Genomic DNA, 19,894 nt, shown 5'->3' with positions numbered 1-19,894 from the left:
TATTACCGCATGCGGACCCCCGAGAAGCGCCTCGAAACTGCCGTCAAGCTGGCGGCGCTGATGGCGCTGATCGTCGTTGCCGGTCTGATCATCGCCTACTGGTCGGTAGCCATTTTCGGGCCCGGGAGCGAGCCCGAACAGGCAGCCATCCTTGCCGCACCACCCTCATCCGAACCGGCGGATAATCCACCGCCACTCGCGGACCTGGATGATGGCGTCAGCCTGGTCCGGGATTGCGCCGGCTGCCCGCCGATGGTGATCGTGCCAGGCGGCAGCTTCATCATGGGCTCGCGGCTTGACCAGACGTCCGCCGGGAACGCCGCGTTGCCGGTCATGGAGTCCGAAATGCCGGCCCACGGCGTGACCATCCCCTCTCGCTTTGCCCTGCAGCGAACCGAAGTTACCCGGGGTCAGTTTGCGCTATTCGTGCAGGCCACCGGCTACCAGGTGGTGGGATGCACGATATTCGATGGCACGTCCTGGGTGCTGGATCGTGCCCGAAACTGGCGCGACCCGGGATTTTTTCAGGACGACGACCACCCGGTCGTCTGCGTCAGCCTGCAGGACGCCCGGGCCTACACGGAATGGCTTTCGGCAAAGGCCGGCGTCCGCTACCGCCTGCCCACGGAAAGCGAGTGGGAATACGCGGCGCGTGCCGGGAACACAGGCGCGTATCTCTGGGGCGGCGACCAAACCGCAGCCTGCGCCTACGCCAATGCGGCGGACGCCAGCCTCCTGGGCCAGTTCAAGGGCCGCGCGCTCGATCTGTTCTTCGCCTGCGACGAGGGGCACGTGTTCACCGCGCCTGTCGGAAAGCTCAGGGCGAACACGTTCGCGCTGCATGACATGATGGGCAATGCGCGCGAGATCACCGCCGATTGCTGGAACGCCACCTACAGCGGCGCGCCTGGCGATGGATCGGCCCGGGACACCGGCGATTGCGGCGCAGTGGCCAGTCGCGGCGGCGGCTGGTTCGACCCGCCTCCGAACATGCATACCGCACGCCGGCTGAAGATGCCGTCATCTGAAAGACGCAGCGACCAGGGATTCCGTGTCGCCCGGGACGTCGCCCCGGACACCAGCCTACCTATCCGTCGATGATGGCGACCTCGTCGCCTTCGGATATGGTATCGCCTACCGCAACCAGGATCTCGACGATTTTCCCGCTCGTCGGCGCGGCCACAGGGATTTCCATTTTCATGGATTCCAGGATCAGGATGGCATCGTCCTCGGCGACGTCGTCCCCCGGATTCGCTTCGATCGAAACCACCTTGCCCGGGATTTCGGACTCGACCCTGATCTGCGCCATGAAGCTCTCCCTGTGTTCTTCCCCACGTCTTTTCTAAAGACGCACAGAGACAAGTCAACGGCGCTGTCAGCGCTTTCGGAAAACCACCGACAGATTGCCGGCCGGCATATCGATGACCGGATCCGGCTGCAATGCCGATGTGGCAGCCTCGGCGATCACGTCCTCGAGGTTACGCAGGCCCCACGCGGGATTGCGCCGCCTGAGGCTTTCGTCAAACGCCGGATCGTTGGCCGTACGCCACTGGCCGTCCACCTTGTAGGGGCCATAAAGGAACAGCACGCCTCCCGCCGGCAGCAATCTGCCGGCAGCGGCCAGCAGGCTCACGCACGCGGCCCACGGCGCGATATGAATCATGTTGATGTTGACGATGGCCGCCAGAGCCGGGTCGCACGGCTGCTTTTCAACCGGCCAGGGTTCCTCCATCACATCCAGCGCCAGCGGCGGCCGTAACCATTCAGACGGCGCCGCGTCAATCCAGGCGGCAATGCTGGCGCGCAGCTTCGGGTCGGGCTCGCTCGGCTGCCATATACGGGGCGCAAGCGCCGGCGCGAAATGAACGGCGTGCTGTCCGGTGCCGCTGGCGATTTCCAGCACGGTGCCGGCGGGCGGTAGAACCTTGCGCAGAACCGCCAGTATCGGCTCCCGGTTCCGGGCCGACGCTTCCCAGGTCTGGCGCTCGTCACTCATCGAACAAACCCGTCGGCAGGCCGTCGATGCTGCGAACATTCTTGCGCGCCCGGTAGTCGCGCAGTCCGTCTTCACCTTTCTTCTCCGCCCATTTCACCAGGGTCGGACGCTCCCGGTTCAGGTCATATTGCGGCACGCCATAGCCGCAGGAGGTTTGCGCTTCGTCGATGTCTATCACGACGATCTGGCGCGTGCCGGGAATGGACGGGAACAGGGCGATCAGCCGCTCGAAATCCGCCGAGCCCGGCCTCGCCACCCTTCCCTTGCCGAAAATCCGCATGATCCGCGCGGTTCCGCCGAAGCTGCACCACATGACGGTAATCCGGCCATTGTCGCGCAGATGCGCCGCCGTCTCGTTGCCGCTGCCGGTCAGGTCGAGATAGCAGGCCGTGGTGTCGTCGATCACCCGAAAGGTATCCATGCCCTTGGGTGACAGGTTCACCCTGCCCTCGCCGGGCGCGGACGCAACAAAGAACAGGTGCTGCTCGGCGATGAACGCCTTCAACGCGTCGTCGAGGCGCGGATAGAACTGGGCCATGGCTACTTTCCGTAGGTGATGCGGTAGATGACGCCGGCATAGTCGTCGGACACCAGCATAGAGCCATCTGGCAGCAGTTTCACGTCCACAGGCCGGCCCCACGCACGCCCCCGGTCGAGCCAGCCGGTAATGAAGGGGCGCACGCCGGTTACCTTGCCTGCGGCGTCCATCTGGATGTCCATCAGCCGGTAGCCGATGGGGACAGTGCGATTCCATGACCCATGATGCGCCACGATGGCATGATTTCTGTAGGACGCCGGAAACATGGAGCCGGTGTAGAACGCGAACCCCAATGCTGCGGAGTGCGCATTGAATTCGGCCACCGGGAACTGCGCGTCCGCAGGCGGTTGCTGTTGCATGAAATCCCTGGTGCGCGCCTTGCCGCCGCCATACCACGGAAACCCGAAGTTCTGTCCCTTCGCTTTCAGCACGTTCAGTTCTTCCGGCGGCGTGTTGTCGCCCATCATGTCCGCGCCGTTGTCCGTGAAATACATCGCCCCGGTAACCGGGTGGAACGCGACGCCAACGGAGTTACGCAGACCGGTTGCCATTTTCTCGGCCTTGCCGGTATCGGGATCGAGCCGGATGATGGTTCCCTCCAGCCCCTCGGGCATGCACACATTGCACGGACTACCGAGCGTCACATAGAGTGCGCCATCGGGGCCGGCCGCCATGTAGCGCCAGCCGTGATGGGCCTTGTCGGGCAGATCCGGGCCGATCGTCACCGGCCGCTGTGCGGGCTTTGCCGGGTCGAATGCCGCGTTGCCCCAGCGGATCACCCGGCGCTGCTCGGCGATGTAGAGCACGCCATTCAACAGGGCGACTCCATTGGCCACCGACAGATTTTTCGTGACCGTGACCGTCTTGCCAGCCTTGAAGGTCTGCTTGTCGAACGGCACGGCAAAGACCTCCGAGCTCATGGTGCCGACGACGACAAACCCGTCACCGACTGTCATGGAGCGGGCGCCGTCGACCTCGGCCCAGACAGCGATGCCGAAGCCCGCCGGCAGCGTGAGCTTGTCCAAAGGCAACTCGGCTGCCCTCGCATTCGCCATGCCGGCGACCAGCACGAAGACCAGTGCAAACCCTCTCAAAATCACCAAACCACTCCCGCCATGAAACTGCCCCACCCGCAATCCGTCGATTTAACGGCCCACTGGCGCTATATAGGTCTGCGACCGACCTCGGGAAACACCGGCCATGGCCAAGATTCGCAATCCGTTCAAATCGATAGGCACCCGCGCCCAGGGCTGGTTCCTGACTGGCGTGCTGACGCTGATCCCGGTCTGGATTACATGGGTGATCTTCACCTTCATCCTGGATCGGCTCTCGGCCCTTGGGCGCCCGGCCGCGCGCAAGGTGACCGAATATCTTGGCCCCATGGCCGGCTGGTTCGCCGGTGACGCCATGCAGACCGCGCTGGCGCTGGTATTGACCCTGGCTGCCATCATGCTGATCGGCTGGGCCACCAGCCAGTTCATCGGTGCGCGGCTGCTGGTGTTGTTCGACAGGATCATGCAGTGGATTCCGCTGGTCGAAAAAATCTATGGCGCCAGCAAGAAGCTGCTGGCCGCGATGCAGCAAAAACCCGACGGCGTGCAGCGCGTGGTGCTCATCTCGTTCCCCCACAAGGACATGAAAGTGGTCGGGATCGTCACAAGAACGCTCACCGACGTGGATACGGGCGAGAAGATCGCGGCCGTCTATGTGCCGACAACGCCCGTGCCGACGTCAGGCTATCTGGAACTGGTGCCGCTCGACCGGGTCACCTCCACCGACTGGACCCTCGACGAGGCCATGACCTTCATCATTTCCGGCGGCGCTGTCTCACGCGAGACCATCAATTTCCGCCATAGCAGCGGGTCGCCCATCTCGCTGGCGGAAGCACTCGGCGAGACCAAAGAACCCTAGGCGGGAAACCGCCTTCTCAGCCAATCGAGCAGAATCCCGTTCAGTTCGTCCGGATATTCCTGTTGTGTCCAATGCCCGCTGTCCTTGATCTCGCGGCATTCCAGATCAGCGACGCAAGCCGCCATGCCCTTGTCCAGATCGGGAATGCTTGCCGTCGCCAGATCGTTGCCTGCCCGTACGAACAGCGCCGGCACGTCGATCTGCTGTGGGCAATGCGCCGTCGTCGCCCAGTTCCGGCTCCAGTTGCGGTACCAGTTGATCGGTCCGGTGAAGCCGCTGCGCTTGAAGGTATCGGCAAAGACGCGCAACTCGTCCTCGCCGACAATGCGCGCCGTGTCCCACGGCCCCTGCTTCACCCGGGCGACCAGATCCGGAACGCGGTCGGCATTCGAGAGCTTCTTGAAGTCATCGAGAGAGATGGGATTCTTGCGCATCAGCACGTCGAACACCCGGTAGGGATCGGAATCGAAAACCTCGTCGGCCTCGTGCGAATCCTGGAAGTTGACGATGTACATCCGGTCGCCGAATGCCTTGCGGAACATGTCGATGGGATCGACCGGGCCACGCGGCAGAAATGGCACGCCGACGCCGATGATTCCGGCCACGCGGCTCGGATGAAGCAGCGGTACCTGCCAAACCACAAGCCCGCCCCAGTCGTGTCCGCAGAAAATTGCCTTCTCGATGCCGAAATGGTCGAGCAGGCCGGTCAGGTCGCCGGTGAGGTGATGAATGTCGTACTCAACGACATCCGCAGGCTTGCTGCTCTCGCCGTAGCCGCGCTGGTCTGGCGCGATGACATGGTACCCGGCCGCCGCAAGCACCGGGATCTGGTGCCGCCAGGACCACGCCAGCTCCGGAAAGCCATGGCACAGCACAATCGGCACGCCGTCCTTCGGTCCTGCCTCGTGCACGGCCAGCTGGACGCCGTTGGTCTCGATCAGGCGCGCTGCGGGAAAATCCATGGCTTCCTCCTTGTCTGGACAGCAAGCCTAAGACTTTCCGCGAACCACGCGCAACATCTTGTTACCGAACGGTATCTAGTGCGTGAAGGTGATGATGATCTTGCCGGTGTGCAGCTTCTCTTCCATCCGCGCATGTGCCTCGTTGGCCTTTTCCGCGGGAAACACGGAATCGACCACGGGACGCACCCCGCCATAGTCGAACATCGGCCAGATGCAGCGCTTCAACTCGGCCATCAGCGCGCCCTTCTCGGCCACCGTGCGGGTGCGCAAGGTCGAACCGGCGATGGTCAGGCGCTTCATCAGGATGGTCGAGAGCTTCAGGTTCACATCGTTGCTGCCCAGCATGCCGACACTTACCAGCCGGCCATCCTGCTTCAGCAGATCCAGGCTCTTCTGGATATAGTCTCCGCCAATAATATCCAGGACGACATCGACCCCCTCGCCGTTGGTGAAGGCCATCACCTCGTCGGAAAAGTCGTGGGTCTTGTAGTTGATCGCCTTGTCGGCCCCGATGGCTTCGCACTTGGCGCATTTCTCGTCGCTGCCGGCGGTGACGATGACTTTCGAGCCCAGACCCTTGGCCACCAGGATCGCCGTTGTGCCGATGCCCGACGCGCCGCCATGGATCAGCACCGTGTCGCTGGGACGCAGGTGGCCGCGTTCGATCATGTTGGTCCAGACCGTGCAGAACGCCTCGGGCACCGCGGCCCCTTCGGCCATGCTGAAGCCGCGCGGCAAGGGCAGCACCTGCGGCGAGGGTGCGACCGCATATTGGGCGTAACCGCCGCCGGCCAGCAACGCGCAGACCGGGTCGCCAACATTGAACCGATTGGCGCCGCTGCCCACCTTGGCGATGGTGCCCGCAACCTCCAGCCCCATGATCGCATCCGGCTTGTCGGACCAGCCCGGATAGGACCCGTTGCGCTCCAGCGTATCCGCCCAGTTCAGCGCGGCCGCCTCGACCTTGATGAGGACTTCGCCTTCGCCCGGTTCGGGCGTGGGCACGCTTGCCAGGCGCAGGACGTCGGGTGCGCCGGTCTCGGCGAAAACGACAGCGGTCATGGTGTTCGGAATGGTATCGCTCATGGTAATTCCCCTGTTTCGAGCCCAGACCCTACATGCCCGCATGAAGGGCGCACAGACGAAATCATGCAATTCCTGTGGAAAAGCGGCTAAGCTCCGGGCTTGCGCAAGGAGGAAACTGCATGATCCGTCCACTTCGTGTCCTGGGTGCCCTCGCGACCGCCGCGATCGGGGTGCTGATGGTGCCTTTCACCGTCAACGACGCCAACGCCGCCACGGCCCAGTCGGCGTACGATTTCGAGTTCGTCTCCATCGAGGGCGACCCGATGCCCCTGAAGACCTATCAGGGTAAGGCCATGCTGGTCGTCAATACCGCCTCGTTCTGCGGCTATACGCCGCAATACAAGGGTCTTGAGGCGGTCTGGAAGGCCTACAAGGACAAAGGGCTGGTGCTGGTTGGCGTGCCGTCCGACAGCTTCGCGCAGGAGTACGACGACAACACCAAGATCAAGAAGTTCTGCGATGCCAACTACAGCATCACCTTCCCGCTGACCGAGAGCAATCCGGTGACCGGCAAGAATGCACATCCGTTCTACAAATGGGTGCGTGAAGCGGGCGGACGGACGGCGGTGCCAAGCTGGAACTTCAACAAGGTTCTGATCGATTCCGAAGGCCGCTTCGTCCGGACCTTCAAATCCGATGTGACGCCGGACTCGGCTGAACTCCAGGCTGCCCTCACCAAGGCATTGCCCAAGGCCACCAGCTTCCCGCAGCATTGATGCAGGCCGCGCGGCCGGTCCGTCTGGACCGCGCCGCGACCTTCTGGGGCGCATGCTTCATTCGCGGCGACGAAGTTGAGCGCCATGTCGAAATCCCGCAGCTTCATATAATAACCGTCCAAGGCAATGGTTTGCGCATCACGGCCAACGATCTGGATCATCAGGATCAGGTCTACAGCGCAGGCTCGTTGGAGGATTCGCCGCCAAAGCCCTCCTCGCCACACAATAGGTTGCTGCCTCTTCAGCCAATGACGGATTGCGGTTAGCCGAGTATTGCGCAACACTGAATTGTGGAAATCCTGGGAGAGACAATTTCATGGGTATGGTCAAAGAGTTTCGCGAATTCGCGGTCAAGGGCAATGCGATCGATCTCGCGGTCGGTGTCGTCATCGGCGCGGCGTTCGGCGGCATCGTCACCTCGCTGGTTAAGGACGTCATCATGCCCGTCGCCGGTTACCTGACCGGCGGAGTCGATTTCTCGAACTACTTCATCAATCTGTCCGGCGGCGAATACGACACCTTGCAGGCGGCGACCGAAGCGGGTGCCGCCACCGTAAACTGGGGCGTGTTCGTCAACACGATCATCAACTTCCTGATCGTCGCATGGGCGATCTTCCTGATGATCAAGGCCATGAACCGCATGCGCCGCAAGGAAGAAGCAGCCCCCGCCGCGCCGCCCGCACCCAGCAAGGAAGAAGTGCTGCTGACCGAAATCCGCGATCTGCTCGCGAAGAAAGCCTAGTACCGCCATCAGGGATGAGGTGCCTGCCGGTCGGGCAGGCACCACCCTCGCCTCCCCTCGACTCGCCATTCCCATAGCCGGAAGCCCGCTTCCCGCTGGTTCTCGCTGCGCGTTCGCCTCATCTGCGACGGATTCCTGGCAATTTGAGCCCGACGTGACAGTCCTGACACGGGCGGGGTTGAATCTTCGCATACCGTTGACTAATTTGCAGGTCACCAGGCCGGGCCCCTCTGGCAGCGTGTCGCTGTGATGTCGGACTGGATCAAGCCAGTGGTCCGCGCATGCCCTATTCACACTCTGCCGCTCCCCGCTCCAGCAGGTTCCCCGAGGCTCGGCCATGAGCGACCTGTTCTCACCCGAAGTCCTCGCTGCCTTCCTCCAGGTCATCATGATCGACCTGGTGCTGGCGGGCGACAACGCCATCGTCATCGGCCTGGCTGCTGCCGGCCTGCCCAAGCAACAGCGTGCCAAGGCGATCCTGATCGGCGTGCTGGCGGCCACGGTGCTCCGCATCATCTTTGCGCTGCTCACCACCAAGCTGCTGGCGATCATCGGCCTGCTGCTCGCTGGCGGCGTGCTGCTGCTATGGGTGTCGTGGAAAATGTGGCGCGAGCTGCAGATCTCCACCCAGGACGAGACAAACGCCGCCGAGGCGCTGACCGATTCCGACCTGAACCATGACGGCGCGATCGCCAAGGGCGCGCCGCGCAAAAGCTTTGCCCAGGCCGCCTGGCAGATCGTCATCGCCGACGTATCCATGTCGCTCGACAATGTGCTCGCCGTCGCTGGCGCCGCGCGGGAACACCCTTATGTCCTGATATTCGGCCTGATCCTGTCGATCGCCCTGATGGGCCTGGCCGCGTCGTTCATCGCCCGTCTGCTGCAGAAGCACCGCTGGATCGCCTATGTGGGCCTGCTGGTGATCCTCTATGTGGCGCTGGACATGATCTATCGGGGCGCCGTCGAAGTCTGGCCGCACGTCAACGGAAGCCTGTAGCGCCGCCGCGTGCATGATTCGGCACCGGCCGTCTCGTGCACCACGCGGTCGGCCGTGGGCAACGTCATCCATTGCCCCTGCCGCACCTTCATCACGACCTGCAGCTGACTATTAATTCGCCGGTTCCTGCTCGGTGTCCGGTGCGCCCGAATCAGTATCGTTCGTGGAAGCGTTATCGCCCTCACGCCGCTGCTGCTTTTCCAGCTTCTTCTGTGCCTTGGAGCGGTTCCGCTCGGCGCGCTGATGATTGTAGTTGGGCTTGGAAACCATGTGTCCCTCGGATTCTGGGCGCGGCTCGAAGCTGCCGCGAAGCGCGGTGCCTTGATGACACCTGGTGCGGGCGCACCGCAGTAATCGGGCGGCCCCATGCAACGCAGCCGGGTGCACTCGACGATGGCCGTCTATACCACATGAAGATGGCGATGGCCCAATAGTCGCGGAGAACCCCGGCAACCTCAAGTGATCGGAACCCTTGTTCGCAAGGTCGGGCTGCTCTCTGCCAGTGACTGTCAACGCGACCATTGGTGTCGTGGAAGCACGCCATTTCGTCGCCGGCGAGGACACGGAAAGCCACGTGCTACTTGATCCCCGGTTCGGCCTTCCGCCCGTCAGACAGCCGCCCCTGGCGTTGCACGGCGGTGAACGGCGGCGCTTCATCGGGCTATGCGGACGGCGCAGGCGCGGCATCCGCCACGGCACAGCGGCGTGAAAGAACTGCGTCTATCCCGCCTACACCGCCAACCAATCGGCCACAGCACCACGGAGACGGTGTTCAAGCACTACGACAGTGAATTGGGCGCCGATGCGGCCTGCCAAGCACGGATTTGGCTTTCGCGCGGAACTGATATTCGACCCGCTCTACCCCGAACGAGTAAGGGCATTAAAAAGTCTGATGCTGGGGGGTGGTTTGGTGATCCCTACGGGAATCGAACCCGTGTTTACGCCGTGAAAGGGCGTCGTCCTAACCGCTAGACGAAGGGATCATCGCGGAGCCCGGTTTCTACATACTGGCCCCTACCGGGTCAAGGGGGTTTAGGCCTCGGTTTCGCATCAGAAAATCTGGGCGGCGTCATCGATCATCAACTGGCATTCCAGACGGCCCATCCAGCGGTCGGCGCGCAGGTGGCCGGCGATGTGCAGCGCCTCGCCCTTGCCCGCCGCCGTCAGCAGGCCCGGACCCAGCGGGCCTTCCATGGCGCGGAACGCAATGGCCTTCAGCCGGCCGCCGTCCCTGCCCGACAGGATGCAGCGCACGTGATTCTCACCGACCACGTCTGCCTTCACCAGCCTGGCCTGCGGCAGCACGAAGCGCGGTTCGCGGTGACCCGAACCATAGGGTCCGGCCTGTTCCAGAACTTCCACGAGGCCGGGTGTGGCGCCCATGACCGTAAGCAGCGCGTCGACGCGCAAGCCGCGGGCTTCTTCCGCGTTGCCGGCGCGGCCGCCCAGATGCGCGTTGAAGAATGCCTTCAGCTCGTCAATGCGATCCTCTCGAACGGTCAGGCCGGCCGCCATGCTGTGGCCGCCGCCGTTTTCCAGCAGGCCAGCCTGGGCCGCCGCGCGCACGGCACCGCCCAGATCGACGCCGGGGACCGAGCGCCCCGATCCCTTGCCAATGCCGCCATCGATGGCGATGACAAAGGTCGGGCGGCGATACTTGTCCTTCAATCGGCCCGCAACGATACCGATCACGCCGGGATGCCAGCCGTGCGACGCCACCACGACGATGGAATCCGCGCAATCGCTGCCAACGCAGGCGATGGCGTCGGCCTGAACCGCCTGCTCGATGGCCTTGCGCTCTTCGTTGAAGCCATTCAGTTCGGCCGCGATCCGGCCGGCCTCAATCGGATCTTCCGTATTGAGCAACCGGGTGCCCAGGTCCGCGCGACCGACGCGCCCGCCCGCGTTCACCCGCGGACCGAGCACGAATCCGGCATGATAGGTCCCGGGCGGCTCGGTCATGCCGCCCACATCACCCAGTGCGGCGATCCCGGCATTGCCGCGCTTGCGCATCACCTTCAGTCCCTGCGATACGAAGGCGCGGTTCAGGCCCTTCAGCGGCACCACGTCGCACACCGTGCCTAGCGCGACCAGATCGAGCCAGTCGAGCGGATTGGGCCGCTGCCTGCCGCTGAACCAGCCGGCGGCATCCAGCGCGCTGTTGACACCAGCGACCAGCAGGAACGCCACGCCCACGGCCGCCAGATTGCCGAACTGGGCGCGCAGGACTTCGTCTTCGTCCTGCCGGTTGGGATTGACCATGGCCGTGCAGGGCGGCAGCGCGGCATCGGCCTGGTGGTGATCGACCACGATGACATCCAGCCCCATCAGCCGGGCCGCGGCCAGCGGTGCAGTCGCGGTGGTGCCGCAATCGACGGTGACGACCACCGCCGCGCCCTGCTCCTTCAGCAGGCGCATGGCCGCTTCATTGGGGCCATAGCCTTCGCGGATCCGGTCGGGGATGTAATAGGCTGCCTCGCCGCCCACGGCGCGCAGGAACCGCAGCATCAGCGCCGTCGAGGTGGCGCCATCCACGTCGTAGTCGCCGAATACGGCGATTTTCTCGCCGGCGGTGATGGCGCGGACAAGACGCGCGATCGCCACATCGAGGTCGCGCAGCGCCGGCAATGATGGCAGCAGCGCGCGGATGGTGGGATTGAGGAAAGCGGGGGCGTCATCGACAGCCACACCGCGCGCCAGCAGCACGCGCGCAACGACATCGGGAATCGAATGGCGCTGGGCGCAGGCCTGGACCAGACGCTCGTCGGCCTCGGCCATGTGCCAGGACTGGCCGGTCAGGGAATTCCGGACACCGAGGATCGGAGGCTGATCGGTGTCGGTGTCCGCCATCTTATCTCTTGCCGCGGTGCTGAGTCTTGATGGTGCGGATAGTTTGCGACCAGGACCGCATCACGATGGTTTCGGTGGTGCAGCCGCCGGGAATCAGGCGGACGCCTTCCAGCATGGAGCCGTCGGTCACCCCGGTGGCCGCGAAGATCACGTCGCCCGAGACCATGTCCTCGAGGCAGTACTTGCGGCTCAGGTCCTTCACGCCCTGCTTGGCTGCACGGGCCTTCTCGTCATCGGTCTTGAACAGCAGCCGCCCCTGAATCTGGCCACCAATGCTGCGGAGCGCGGCGGCCGCCAGCACGCCTTCCGGCGCGCCGCCCGAGCCGATATAGATATCGATGCCGGTATTCGGATCGGTGGTCGCGATGACACCGGCGATATCGCCGTCACCGATCAGGTGGATGCGGGCGCCGGCGTCGCGCACTTCGCGGATCAGTTCGGCATGCCGCGGCCGGTCGAGGATACAGGCCGTCAGTTCGCCGACCGGAACGCCCTTGGCCTTGGCGAGCGCCTCGAGATTTTCCTTCGGCGACTTGTCCAAGTCGACCAGATCCCTGGCGTAGCCGCCGCCGATGGCGATCTTGTCCATATAGACGTCGGGCGCGCGCAGCATGGTGCCCGCCTCGCCGATGGCGATCACCGCCAACGAGTTCTGCATGGCCTTGGCCGCGATGGTCGTGCCTTCCAGGGGATCCAGCGCAATATCCACCTTGGGGCCGCCGCGGCCCACTTCCTCGCCGATATAGAGCATGGGAGCCTGGTCGCGCTCGCCTTCGCCGATCACCACCACCCCGGATATGTCGAGACTGTTCAGCTGGGTGCGCATGGCATCGACGGCAGCCTGATCGGCCGCCTTCTCGTCACCCCGGCCAACGAGGCGCGCGGCGGCAATGGCGGCAGCTTCCGTGACCCTGACGATTTCCAGAACCAGCATGCGGTCCAGCGCCGACTTGATATCCATCTTTTTGTTCACTTGCCCTGCCTTCTTCAACGCCGCTGTTTAGCTTTAGAATGTTTCAATACGGATAACTTCCGGCTTTTCCGCGATAAAGGGCAGCTTCTCTATCCGCGCCAGCGCCCGAAGCATACTGGTTTCGCCCACCTCATGGGTCGTCATCACGAAGCTTACCGGTTGCCCAGAGCCATTGGGACGCTGCAGCAGTTCCTCCATGGACACGGCTTCATCTCGCAGCGCCGCGGCGATCTCGGCCACCACGCCCGGCTGATCGGCCACCGAAAGTCGCACATAATAACGGCCTTCATGTGCATCCATCGCCAGGTTTTGCGTGCCCCGCATCCCGTCGACCGGCGGCATCAGCACCGGATGAACATTGCCACGGGCAATATCGATCAAATCGGCGACCACGGCCGACGCGGTCGGGCCGGCGCCGGCGCCGCGCCCCTGATAGATCGACTGGCCGACGAAATCACCTTCGGCGACGACGGCGTTGAACACGCTGTCCACCTGCGCGATCGCCTTGTCGGCGGGAACCAGGCTAGGATGGACGCGCTGCAGCAAACCCTTTTCGCTCAGCGCCGCGATCCCCACCAGCTTGATGCGGTAACCGAGTTCGGACGCGAACTCGATATCCATCGGCGTGATATGCCTGATGCCTTCGACGAATATGGATTCGAAGTCCAACGGAGCCCCGAACGCGACACTGGTCAGGATCGCCAGCTTGTGTGCCGTATCGATACCGTCCACGTCGAAGCTCGGGTCGGCTTCGGCATAACCCAGCTGCTGCGCCTCGGCCAGCACATCCTCGAACGCCCGGCCGGTATATTCCATCTCGGTCAGGATATAATTGCAGGTGCCGTTCAGGATGCCGTAGATGCGCGACAGGCCGTTACCGGCCAGCCCTTCGCTCAGCGCCTTGATGATGGGAATGCCGCCGGCCACCGCAGCCTCGAATCGCAGGGCCGCGCCCTGGCTGGCGGCAATGCCGGCAAGCCGTGTGCCATGTTTGGCGATGAGCGCCTTGTTGGCGGTCACGACCGGCTTTCCAGCCGTCAGTGCGGCCTCGACCAGATCTGCGGCGGGGCCGTCGGCACCGCCGATCAGTTCCGCGATCACGTCCACATTCGGATCGGCGGCAAGCGCCACCGGATTGTCATGCCAGGAAATATCCTCGAGCGACAGGCCGCGGTCGCGTTCACGGTTACGGGCCGACACCGCGGTGACCGTGATCTCCCTGCCGCAGCGCTGGGCGATCAGTGCGGCATGCCGGTTCAGCACCTGGATCACGCCGCCGCCTACCGTACCGAGGCCGGCGACCCCGACGCGGAGCGGGCGGCTCATGCGTTCACCGCCTTCAGTTCCTGCACACCGCTGCCGAAGAATTTGCGAACGGCACGCGCGGCCTGACGGATACGCTGCTCGTTCTCGACGATGGCAATGCGCACATGCCCGTCGCCATACTCGCCAAAGCCGATGCCGGGCGCGACGGCGACGGCCGCCTCCTGCAGCAGCAGCTTGGCGAACTCGTTCGACCCCAGATGGGCGTACTGCTCCGGTACCGGCACCCAGGCAAACATGGTCGCTTCCGGACTGGGAATGTCCCAGCCGGCCTGGGCGAAACTGGAAACAAGGACGTCGCGGCGGTGCTTGTAGATTTGGCGCGCCTCCTCGACACAATCCTGCGGGCCGTTGAGCGCGGCAGTCGCGGCCACCTGGATCGGTGTGAACGCGCCATAATCGAGATACGACTTGATGCGCGCCAGGGCCGAAATCAGCCGCGCATTGCCGGCGGCGAAGCCGATGCGCCAGCCCGGCATGGAATAGGTCTTGGACATGGACGTGAACTCGACCGCCACGTCCCGCGCACCCGGCACCTGCAGGATCGACGGTGGCGGCACGTCGTTGAAATAGATCTCGGCATAGGCCAGATCCGACAGCACGTAGAGATTGTGCTTGCGGCAGAAATTGACGACCTCGGCATAGAAGTCCAGATCGACCACCCGCGCCGTCGGGTTGGCCGGGAAGTTCAGCACGACGGCCATGGGCGCCGGCACCGAGTGCTTCACCGCATGGGCGAGGCCCCGCATGAAGTTGGCGGTAAAATCGCCTTCCAGCGGAAACGGCAGGTGCCGGATCGCCGCGTCGGCGATGATGAAGCCGAAGGCGTGAATCGGATAGGACGGATTCGGCACCAGGATGACGTCGCCGGGCGCGCTGATCGCCGACGCCAGATTGGCCAGGCCTTCCTTCGATCCGAGGGTCACGATCACCTCGGTTTCCTGGTTCAGCTCGACGCCGAAACGGCGGCCGTAATAGTTGACGAATGCCTTGCGCAGGCCCGGCACACCGCGCGACTGCGAATACCGGTGGGTGCGCGGATTCCTGACCGTCTCGACCAGCTTGTCGACGATGTGCTGAGGCGTCGGCAGATCGGGATTGCCCATACCGAAGTCGATCACGTCCTCGCCACGAGCTCGCGCGGCTGCCTTCATCGCGTTGACTTCCGCGAAGACGTAGGGAGGCAGGCGTTTGATGCGGTGAAACTCGGAGGACATGGTTCCTTACTTTCGCTAGGGAAGCACTCTAATAGCAGGGTGCCCGATCAAGTCAAAGCGCATCGTGCCGCGCTTTTCCGGGGCATATCTGATGCGCCGGAATAACGGGTGCACGCGATTGATTCCGGGTTACTTTTCACTGCCGCACCATTTCAGTAAGGTATGGGCAAGGAACGGAGGAACTCCAATGACGTCGCGCGACAACGGATCCGGTCAAGCAGGCTACAGCCCCGAGCTGGCGGAAAACCTGGGCCATATCGCGATGGAGTATCAGAAGCTCCTCACCGAATTTCTCCGCAAGCCACAGGCAAAGTCCGACGTCCCCGGTTTCGATCCGGTGAAGATGTCCGATGCCTGGGTTGAGCTGGCCTCCAGCTGGATGAACAATCCGACCAAGGTGATCGAGGCCCAGCTCGAGCTGTGGCGCGACTTGATGGTGCTGTGGCAGAACATGGCGCTGCGCGCCGTCGGTCAGGAACCGCCACCCGTCGCCTCGCCTGCGCCGGGCGACCGCCGCTTTGCAGGTGAGGACTGGACCAAGAACCAGATTTTCGATTTCATCAAGCAGTCCTACCTGGTCACGTCGCGCTGGTTCACCAACACCATCCGCGACACCGACGGGCTGGACGAGCGGACCCAGAAAAAGCTGGAGTTCTTCTCCAAGCAATTCGTCGACGCCATGTCGCCCACCAACTTTGTGCTGACGAATCCCGACGTGCTGCACGAGACGTTCGAAACCGGCGGCGAGAACCTGATCCGCGGCCTGAAGAACGTGTTGAAGGACCTGGATCGCGGCAAGGGCCAGCTGGCCATTTCCATGACCGACTTCGATGCCTTCGAGGTGGGCCGCAACGTGGCCACGACTCCGGGCAAGGTGGTGTTCCAGAACGACGTGATCCAGCTGATCCAGTATCTGCCGACCACCGAGACCGTGCTCAAGACACCGCTGATGATCATGCCGCCATGGATCAACAAATATTACATCCTGGACCTGCAGCCGAAGAACTCGTTCATTCGCTGGGCGCTGTCCGAAGGCCATACTGTTTTCGTGCTGTCATGGGTCAACCCCGACGAGAAAACCGCCAAGAAGACCTTCGAGGATTATATGATCGAGGGGCCGCTGGCGGCGCTCGATGCCATCGAAAAGGCGACCGGGGAACGCAAGGTCAACGCCATCGGCTATTGCATCGGCGGCACCCTGCTCGCCTGCACCCTCGCCTATATGGCGGCCAAGGGTGACGACCGGATCAATTCGGCCACGTTCTTCACGGCGCAGGTGGACTTCACCGAGGCGGGCGACCTGTCGGTCTTCATCGACGACGAGCAACTCGAGGTTCTCGACAAGCAGATGGCCGAAAAGGGTTATCTCGACGCCAGTTCCATGGCGACGACCTTCAACATGTTGCGCTCCAACGATCTGATCTGGTCGTTCGTGGTGAACAATTACCTGATGGGCAAGGATCCGATGCCCTTCGACCTGCTGTACTGGAACTCGGATTCCACGCGTATGCCGCAGGCGCTGCACAGCTATTACCTGCACCGCATGTACCACGAGAACAGCCTGGTGACGCCCGGTGCCATCGTGCTGGACGGCGTGCCCATCGACCTGACCAAAATCAAGACGCCGATCTACATGCAGGCCGGCAAGGAAGATCACATCGCGCCGTACAAGTCAGTGTTCAAGGGCGTGAACCATTTCTCCGGGCCGACCAAGTTCATGCTGGCTGGCTCAGGCCACATCGCCGGCGTGATCAATCCACCCTCGGCCAACAAGTACAATTACTGGGTCAACGACAAGAACCCGAAGACGCTGGAAGAGTGGATGGCCGGCGCTGTGGAGCATCCCGGCTCCTGGTGGCCCGACTGGCAGGCCTGGGTTGCGAAGAAATCCGGCAAGAAAGTACCAGCCCGGGTGCCCGGCGATCGCGAACTGACCGTGATCGAGGACGCGCCCGGCAGCTATGTGACCAGTTCCCGGCCGGCGGCATAGGGTTTCATGCTCCCATGCGCCGCCATCCCCGCGGGTGGCGGCGCGCGGTGGTACAGGGGCCAGCCGGTGGCTAGCGATCCGACAGCCGGACCTGCTGGAACTGCCCATGCAGAACGGTCATGAATACGGCCAGCCCACGCAGATGGGCCGGGTCGCCGGTGGTGAGATAGCGCACGGAACCCTGCCCCGGTTCGGCGAAGTCGGGCCGGCGCCGCAGGTAATCGGTCAGTGCCTCGGCGATCAGATCGGGCTGCGAGAGAATGTGCGTTCCCTCGGGCAGACCACGGGCGAACAGGTGGCGAACCAGCGGATAGTGCGTGCAGCCGAGCACCGCCGCATCGGGCGCGAATCCCCTGTGGCCATCCAGCGCCGCGGCGACCCACGTCTCGATAACGTCCAGCAAAACGCGCTCAGGCGCGCCTTCCTCGATCATCCCGGCCAGATTGGGGCACGCCTGCTGGACAATGGCGCAGCCGGGCGCGCGCTTGTTCACTTCTTCCAGGTACGCACGGCTTTCGATGGTCTTGGTCGTGCCGAACAATACGACGCGGGCATACCGCAGCACGTCGTCCTCGTGCGGTTCCTCCCGATGCCATGGCACGCCGGCCAGGGCCTCGACCATGGGCACGAGAACGCCGAGCACGCGGTTCCGGGGATAATGCGCCGGCAGCCAGTTCTGCTGGATGGTGCGCAGCGCCACTGACGCCGCCGTATTGCAGGCGATGACCACAAGCCGGCAGCCCGAGCGCATGAGAAAATCCACCGCCTCGGTGGTGTACGCGACGATGTCCGCATTGTCCCGTTCGCCATAGGGTGCGCGAGCATGATCGCCGAGATAAAGGAACGATTCGTCCGGCAGCGCCTCGACCAGCGCTTTAAGCACCGTGAGGCCGCCGGAGCCGGAATCGAAAACACCGATCATGCGGATCAGCGGCCCATATATTCTTTGCCGCGCTGGACATAGCCCAGCGTCAACTTGCGGTGGTGAGCGATTTCCTCGGGTTTAAGGTCCCGCATATAGGTAGCGGGACGGCCCGCCCACAGCTGGCCTTTCGGCACGCGCTTGTTGGGCGTGACCAGGGAGCCGGCGCCGATCATGGCGCCCTCCTCGACCACCACATTGTCCATGATCGTGCTGCCCATGCCGACCAGGACGCCATCCTCGATCGTGCAGCCATGCAGCAGGCACATGTGGCCGATCAGCACGAAATTGCCGATCGTCGTGCCGTACCGTCCTTCGGTCACATGCACAACCGAGCTGTCCTGCAGGTTCGATGAATGCCCCATGCGAATGCGGTGGACGTCGCCGCGCATGACGCAATTGAACCATATCGTGCAGTCGGCGCCGATCTCGACGTCGCCTACAATACGTGCGCCGTCGGCGACGAAGACCGTCGGATCGATCCGGGGCACGATGCCCAGATAGGGAATGATCTGGCCGGCCATCAGGGGAACATGGGCTGCTGGCCAAGTCCGGTCGACTCGGCCAGGCCGAACATCACGTTCATGTTCTGCACCGCCTGTCCCGAGGCGCCCTTTACCAGATTGTCGATGGTCGAGACGATGATCGCCCGGCCGGAACGGCGGTCCGCAACCACGCCGATCAGGGCATGGTTGGAGCCCAGCACATGGCGTGACGCCGGCACCTGGCCGAAGGGGAGCACGCGTATGAAGGGCTCGCTTTCGTAGCCCGCCGACAACGTGTCGTGCAGGTCCTCGGCGGTGACGCCGTCCATCATCTTCACATAGATGGTCGCGAGGATGCCGCGGTTCATGGGAACGAGGTGCGGCGTGAAGGCCACGACCAGATCCTCGCCTGCCGCCTTGGACAATTCCTGCTCGATCTCCGGGCCATGACGATGATTGGCGACGCCATAGGCGTGGATCCCGGTCGAGACTTCGGTGAACAACGTCCCTTCCTTGGGCGACCTGCCGGCGCCGGTCGCGCCGGACTTGGCGTCAATGACGATGTCGCCGGGCTCGATCTGGCGTGCGGCCAGCAGCGGCGCCAGCGGCAGGATCGAACTGGTCGGGTAGCAACCCGGGCACGCGACGAGGTCCGCCGCCCTGATCTGCTCCCGCGCCAGTTCGGTCAGGCCATAGACGGCCACCTTCTGCAACGACGGCGCAAGATGCTCGTGGCCATACCATTCGGCATAGGTATCGACGTTCTCCAGCCTGAAATCGGCCGACAGGTCGATAACCTTCACCGGCTTCGATATCTCGGCGACGTAATCCTGGCGGGTCTCGATCACCAGTTCGTCGATCAGCGTGTGGCCGGTCTTGTGCATGAGGCCCCGGATCACGTCCTGGGTGGTGCCGTGCGGCAGGCAGCAGAACACAACGTCCACCTCGACGCCGGCCCATTCCACCTGCTCGATACTCATCAGGTCAGGCAAGTCCAGGGAACCGAATTGGGGGAACACCGTCTCCAGCTTTTCACCGGCGCGGCGGTCGGCGGTCAACACGACGATTTCCACGTTGGGGTGCTGGCTGAGAAGCCGCACCAGTTCGGCGCCGGTATAACCACTGGCGCCGAGAATTGCTGCTCTGATGGTCTGTGTCGTCATCGGTCCGTCCCTGCCTGGAATGC

The 19,894-nt window shown here is 63.5% G+C and carries 21 protein-coding genes and 1 tRNA gene; 7 read left to right on the top strand and 15 right to left on the bottom strand.

The annotated features are described in order from the left end of the window. Window positions 1-60: 60 nt before the first annotated feature. Entirely contained in the window at window positions 61-1,101 is a 1,041-nt protein-coding gene (locus tag WJU21_RS00715) for a formylglycine-generating enzyme family protein (protein WP_346321462.1), read from the top strand. Here WJU21_RS00715 and WJU21_RS00710 read toward each other — a convergent pair. The 4 genes from WJU21_RS00710 to WJU21_RS00695 form a co-directional block, all read right to left on the bottom strand. Next, a complete protein-coding gene (locus tag WJU21_RS00710; RefSeq protein ID WP_346321461.1) occupies window positions 1,088-1,309 on the bottom strand; it encodes an acetyl-CoA carboxylase biotin carboxyl carrier protein subunit in 222 nt (73 codons plus the stop codon). The two genes, WJU21_RS00715 and WJU21_RS00710, sit on opposite strands and share 14 nt — an antisense overlap. 66 nt (window positions 1,310-1,375) lie before the next feature. After that, on the bottom strand, window positions 1,376-1,996 hold the full coding sequence (locus tag WJU21_RS00705) for a DUF938 domain-containing protein (RefSeq protein WP_346321460.1): 621 nt from the start codon (window positions 1,994-1,996) through the stop codon (window positions 1,376-1,378). Beyond that, window positions 1,989-2,534: a pyridoxamine 5'-phosphate oxidase family protein gene (locus tag WJU21_RS00700; RefSeq protein ID WP_346321459.1), complete on the bottom strand. Its 546-nt coding sequence runs from the start codon at window positions 2,532-2,534 to the stop codon at window positions 1,989-1,991. Before WJU21_RS00700 ends, WJU21_RS00705 begins: the two co-directional genes overlap by 8 nt. A gap of 2 nt (window positions 2,535-2,536) precedes the next feature. Next, window positions 2,537-3,634, bottom strand: coding sequence for a PQQ-dependent sugar dehydrogenase (locus WJU21_RS00695; RefSeq protein ID WP_346321458.1), 1,098 nt, complete (start codon window positions 3,632-3,634; stop codon window positions 2,537-2,539). Between the two features lie 100 nt (window positions 3,635-3,734). On the opposite strand from WJU21_RS00695, the gene WJU21_RS00690 reads away from it, so the two are divergent. Continuing rightward, entirely contained in the window at window positions 3,735-4,445 is a 711-nt protein-coding gene (locus WJU21_RS00690; RefSeq protein ID WP_346321457.1) for a DUF502 domain-containing protein, read from the top strand. On the opposite strand, the gene WJU21_RS00685 is transcribed toward WJU21_RS00690, so the two are convergent. Beyond that, on the bottom strand, window positions 4,442-5,407 hold the full coding sequence (locus WJU21_RS00685) for an alpha/beta hydrolase (RefSeq protein ID WP_346321456.1): 966 nt from the start codon (window positions 5,405-5,407) through the stop codon (window positions 4,442-4,444). The genes WJU21_RS00690 and WJU21_RS00685 overlap by 4 nt on opposite strands. Window positions 5,408-5,482: 75 nt before the next feature. After that, window positions 5,483-6,493, bottom strand: coding sequence for an NAD(P)H-quinone oxidoreductase (locus tag WJU21_RS00680; protein WP_346321455.1), 1,011 nt, complete (start codon window positions 6,491-6,493; stop codon window positions 5,483-5,485). Between the two features lie 119 nt (window positions 6,494-6,612). On the opposite strand from WJU21_RS00680, the gene WJU21_RS00675 reads away from it, so the two are divergent. The 4 genes from WJU21_RS00675 to WJU21_RS00660 all read left to right on the top strand — a co-directional run bounded on the left by WJU21_RS00675 (window position 6,613) and on the right by WJU21_RS00660 (window position 8,948). Continuing rightward, the gene (locus tag WJU21_RS00675) at window positions 6,613-7,209 is read left to right on the top strand and encodes a glutathione peroxidase (protein ID WP_346321454.1); all 597 of its coding nucleotides are present in this window, start codon (window positions 6,613-6,615) and stop codon (window positions 7,207-7,209) included. Then, the gene (locus WJU21_RS00670; protein ID WP_346321453.1) at window positions 7,209-7,475 is read left to right on the top strand and encodes a hypothetical protein; all 267 of its coding nucleotides are present in this window, start codon (window positions 7,209-7,211) and stop codon (window positions 7,473-7,475) included. Before WJU21_RS00675 ends, WJU21_RS00670 begins: the two co-directional genes overlap by 1 nt. 56 nt (window positions 7,476-7,531) lie before the next feature. Next, window positions 7,532-7,951 (top strand): large conductance mechanosensitive channel protein MscL, encoded by a 420-nt coding sequence (mscL, locus tag WJU21_RS00665; RefSeq protein ID WP_346322426.1) that lies wholly within the window; start codon window positions 7,532-7,534, stop codon window positions 7,949-7,951. A gap of 337 nt (window positions 7,952-8,288) precedes the next feature. Then, complete coding sequence (locus WJU21_RS00660) at window positions 8,289-8,948, top strand: TerC family protein (RefSeq protein WP_346321452.1); 660 nt, start codon at window positions 8,289-8,291, stop codon at window positions 8,946-8,948. A gap of 111 nt (window positions 8,949-9,059) precedes the next feature. Here the strand turns inward: WJU21_RS00660 and WJU21_RS00655 are convergent, their stop codons facing one another. From WJU21_RS00655 to WJU21_RS00630, 6 genes are all read right to left on the bottom strand, one after another. Next, window positions 9,060-9,218, bottom strand: a complete 159-nt coding sequence (locus WJU21_RS00655; RefSeq protein WP_346321451.1) for a hypothetical protein — start codon at window positions 9,216-9,218, stop codon at window positions 9,060-9,062. A 638-nt stretch (window positions 9,219-9,856) separates the two neighbouring features. Further along, window positions 9,857-9,931 (bottom strand) — tRNA-Glu (locus WJU21_RS00650). Between the two features lie 67 nt (window positions 9,932-9,998). After that, window positions 9,999-11,798: a single-stranded-DNA-specific exonuclease RecJ gene (recJ, locus tag WJU21_RS00645; RefSeq protein ID WP_346321450.1), complete on the bottom strand. Its 1,800-nt coding sequence runs from the start codon at window positions 11,796-11,798 to the stop codon at window positions 9,999-10,001. Window position 11,799: 1 nt separating this feature from the next. Then, on the bottom strand, window positions 11,800-12,771 hold the full coding sequence (gene glpX, locus WJU21_RS00640; protein WP_346321449.1) for a class II fructose-bisphosphatase: 972 nt from the start codon (window positions 12,769-12,771) through the stop codon (window positions 11,800-11,802). Between the two features lie 33 nt (window positions 12,772-12,804). Continuing rightward, complete coding sequence (locus WJU21_RS00635; RefSeq protein ID WP_346321448.1) at window positions 12,805-14,097, bottom strand: homoserine dehydrogenase; 1,293 nt, start codon at window positions 14,095-14,097, stop codon at window positions 12,805-12,807. After that, window positions 14,094-15,311, bottom strand: coding sequence for an LL-diaminopimelate aminotransferase (locus tag WJU21_RS00630; protein WP_346321447.1), 1,218 nt, complete (start codon window positions 15,309-15,311; stop codon window positions 14,094-14,096). The genes WJU21_RS00635 and WJU21_RS00630 overlap by 4 nt, the downstream gene beginning before the upstream one ends. A gap of 187 nt (window positions 15,312-15,498) precedes the next feature. Here WJU21_RS00630 and phaC point away from each other — a divergent pair, with 187 nt between their 5' ends. Next, window positions 15,499-17,301 carry a class I poly(R)-hydroxyalkanoic acid synthase gene (gene phaC / locus WJU21_RS00625; protein ID WP_346321446.1) on the top strand — a complete coding sequence of 601 codons (1,803 nt, stop codon included), beginning with the start codon at window positions 15,499-15,501 and terminating at the stop codon, window positions 17,299-17,301. A gap of 70 nt (window positions 17,302-17,371) precedes the next feature. Here phaC and murI read toward each other — a convergent pair whose 3' ends face one another. The 3 genes from murI to argC are packed head-to-tail and all read right to left on the bottom strand — an operon-like array spanning window position 17,372 to window position 19,871. Continuing rightward, entirely contained in the window at window positions 17,372-18,223 is an 852-nt protein-coding gene (murI, locus tag WJU21_RS00620) for a glutamate racemase (RefSeq protein WP_346321445.1), read from the bottom strand. 5 nt (window positions 18,224-18,228) lie between these two features. Next, a complete protein-coding gene (locus tag WJU21_RS00615; protein WP_346321444.1) occupies window positions 18,229-18,747 on the bottom strand; it encodes a gamma carbonic anhydrase family protein in 519 nt (172 codons plus the stop codon). Then, window positions 18,747-19,871 carry an N-acetyl-gamma-glutamyl-phosphate reductase gene (argC, locus tag WJU21_RS00610; protein ID WP_346321443.1) on the bottom strand — a complete coding sequence of 375 codons (1,125 nt, stop codon included), beginning with the start codon at window positions 19,869-19,871 and terminating at the stop codon, window positions 18,747-18,749. The genes WJU21_RS00615 and argC overlap by 1 nt, the downstream gene beginning before the upstream one ends. Between the last annotated feature and the right edge of the window lie 23 nt (window positions 19,872-19,894).

The sequence above is a fragment of the Emcibacter sp. SYSU 3D8 genome (assembly GCF_039655875.1).
Lineage (GTDB): Bacteria > Pseudomonadota > Alphaproteobacteria > SMXS01 > SMXS01 > RI-34.
This window is presented reverse-complemented; position numbering and strand designations above follow the sequence as displayed.

Bases quoted from the DNA above. Each gene is read 5' to 3' on its own strand.
- WJU21_RS00715 (WP_346321462.1), top strand. From the start codon at position 61: ATGGCGCTGATCGTCGTTGCCGGTCTGATCATCGCCTACTGGTCGGTA.
- WJU21_RS00710 (WP_346321461.1), bottom strand. From the start codon at position 1,309: ATGGCGCAGATCAGGGTCGAGTCCGAAATCCCGGGCAAGGTGGTTTCG.
- WJU21_RS00705 (WP_346321460.1), bottom strand. From the start codon at position 1,996: ATGAGTGACGAGCGCCAGACCTGGGAAGCGTCGGCCCGGAACCGGGAG.
- WJU21_RS00700 (WP_346321459.1), bottom strand. From the start codon at position 2,534: ATGGCCCAGTTCTATCCGCGCCTCGACGACGCGTTGAAGGCGTTCATC.
- WJU21_RS00690 (WP_346321457.1), top strand. From the start codon at position 3,735: ATGGCCAAGATTCGCAATCCGTTCAAATCGATAGGCACCCGCGCCCAG.
- WJU21_RS00685 (WP_346321456.1), bottom strand. From the start codon at position 5,407: ATGGATTTTCCCGCAGCGCGCCTGATCGAGACCAACGGCGTCCAGCTG.
- WJU21_RS00680 (WP_346321455.1), bottom strand. From the start codon at position 6,493: ATGAGCGATACCATTCCGAACACCATGACCGCTGTCGTTTTCGCCGAG.
- WJU21_RS00675 (WP_346321454.1), top strand. From the start codon at position 6,613: ATGATCCGTCCACTTCGTGTCCTGGGTGCCCTCGCGACCGCCGCGATC.
- WJU21_RS00670 (WP_346321453.1), top strand. From the start codon at position 7,209: ATGCAGGCCGCGCGGCCGGTCCGTCTGGACCGCGCCGCGACCTTCTGG.
- mscL (WP_346322426.1), top strand. From the start codon at position 7,532: ATGGTCAAAGAGTTTCGCGAATTCGCGGTCAAGGGCAATGCGATCGAT.
- WJU21_RS00660 (WP_346321452.1), top strand. From the start codon at position 8,289: ATGAGCGACCTGTTCTCACCCGAAGTCCTCGCTGCCTTCCTCCAGGTC.
- WJU21_RS00655 (WP_346321451.1), bottom strand. From the start codon at position 9,218: ATGGTTTCCAAGCCCAACTACAATCATCAGCGCGCCGAGCGGAACCGC.
- recJ (WP_346321450.1), bottom strand. From the start codon at position 11,798: ATGGCGGACACCGACACCGATCAGCCTCCGATCCTCGGTGTCCGGAAT.
- WJU21_RS00635 (WP_346321448.1), bottom strand. From the start codon at position 14,097: ATGAGCCGCCCGCTCCGCGTCGGGGTCGCCGGCCTCGGTACGGTAGGC.
- WJU21_RS00630 (WP_346321447.1), bottom strand. From the start codon at position 15,311: ATGTCCTCCGAGTTTCACCGCATCAAACGCCTGCCTCCCTACGTCTTC.
- phaC (WP_346321446.1), top strand. From the start codon at position 15,499: ATGACGTCGCGCGACAACGGATCCGGTCAAGCAGGCTACAGCCCCGAG.
- murI (WP_346321445.1), bottom strand. From the start codon at position 18,223: ATGATCGGTGTTTTCGATTCCGGCTCCGGCGGCCTCACGGTGCTTAAA.
- WJU21_RS00615 (WP_346321444.1), bottom strand. From the start codon at position 18,747: ATGGCCGGCCAGATCATTCCCTATCTGGGCATCGTGCCCCGGATCGAT.
- argC (WP_346321443.1), bottom strand. From the start codon at position 19,871: ATGACGACACAGACCATCAGAGCAGCAATTCTCGGCGCCAGTGGTTAT.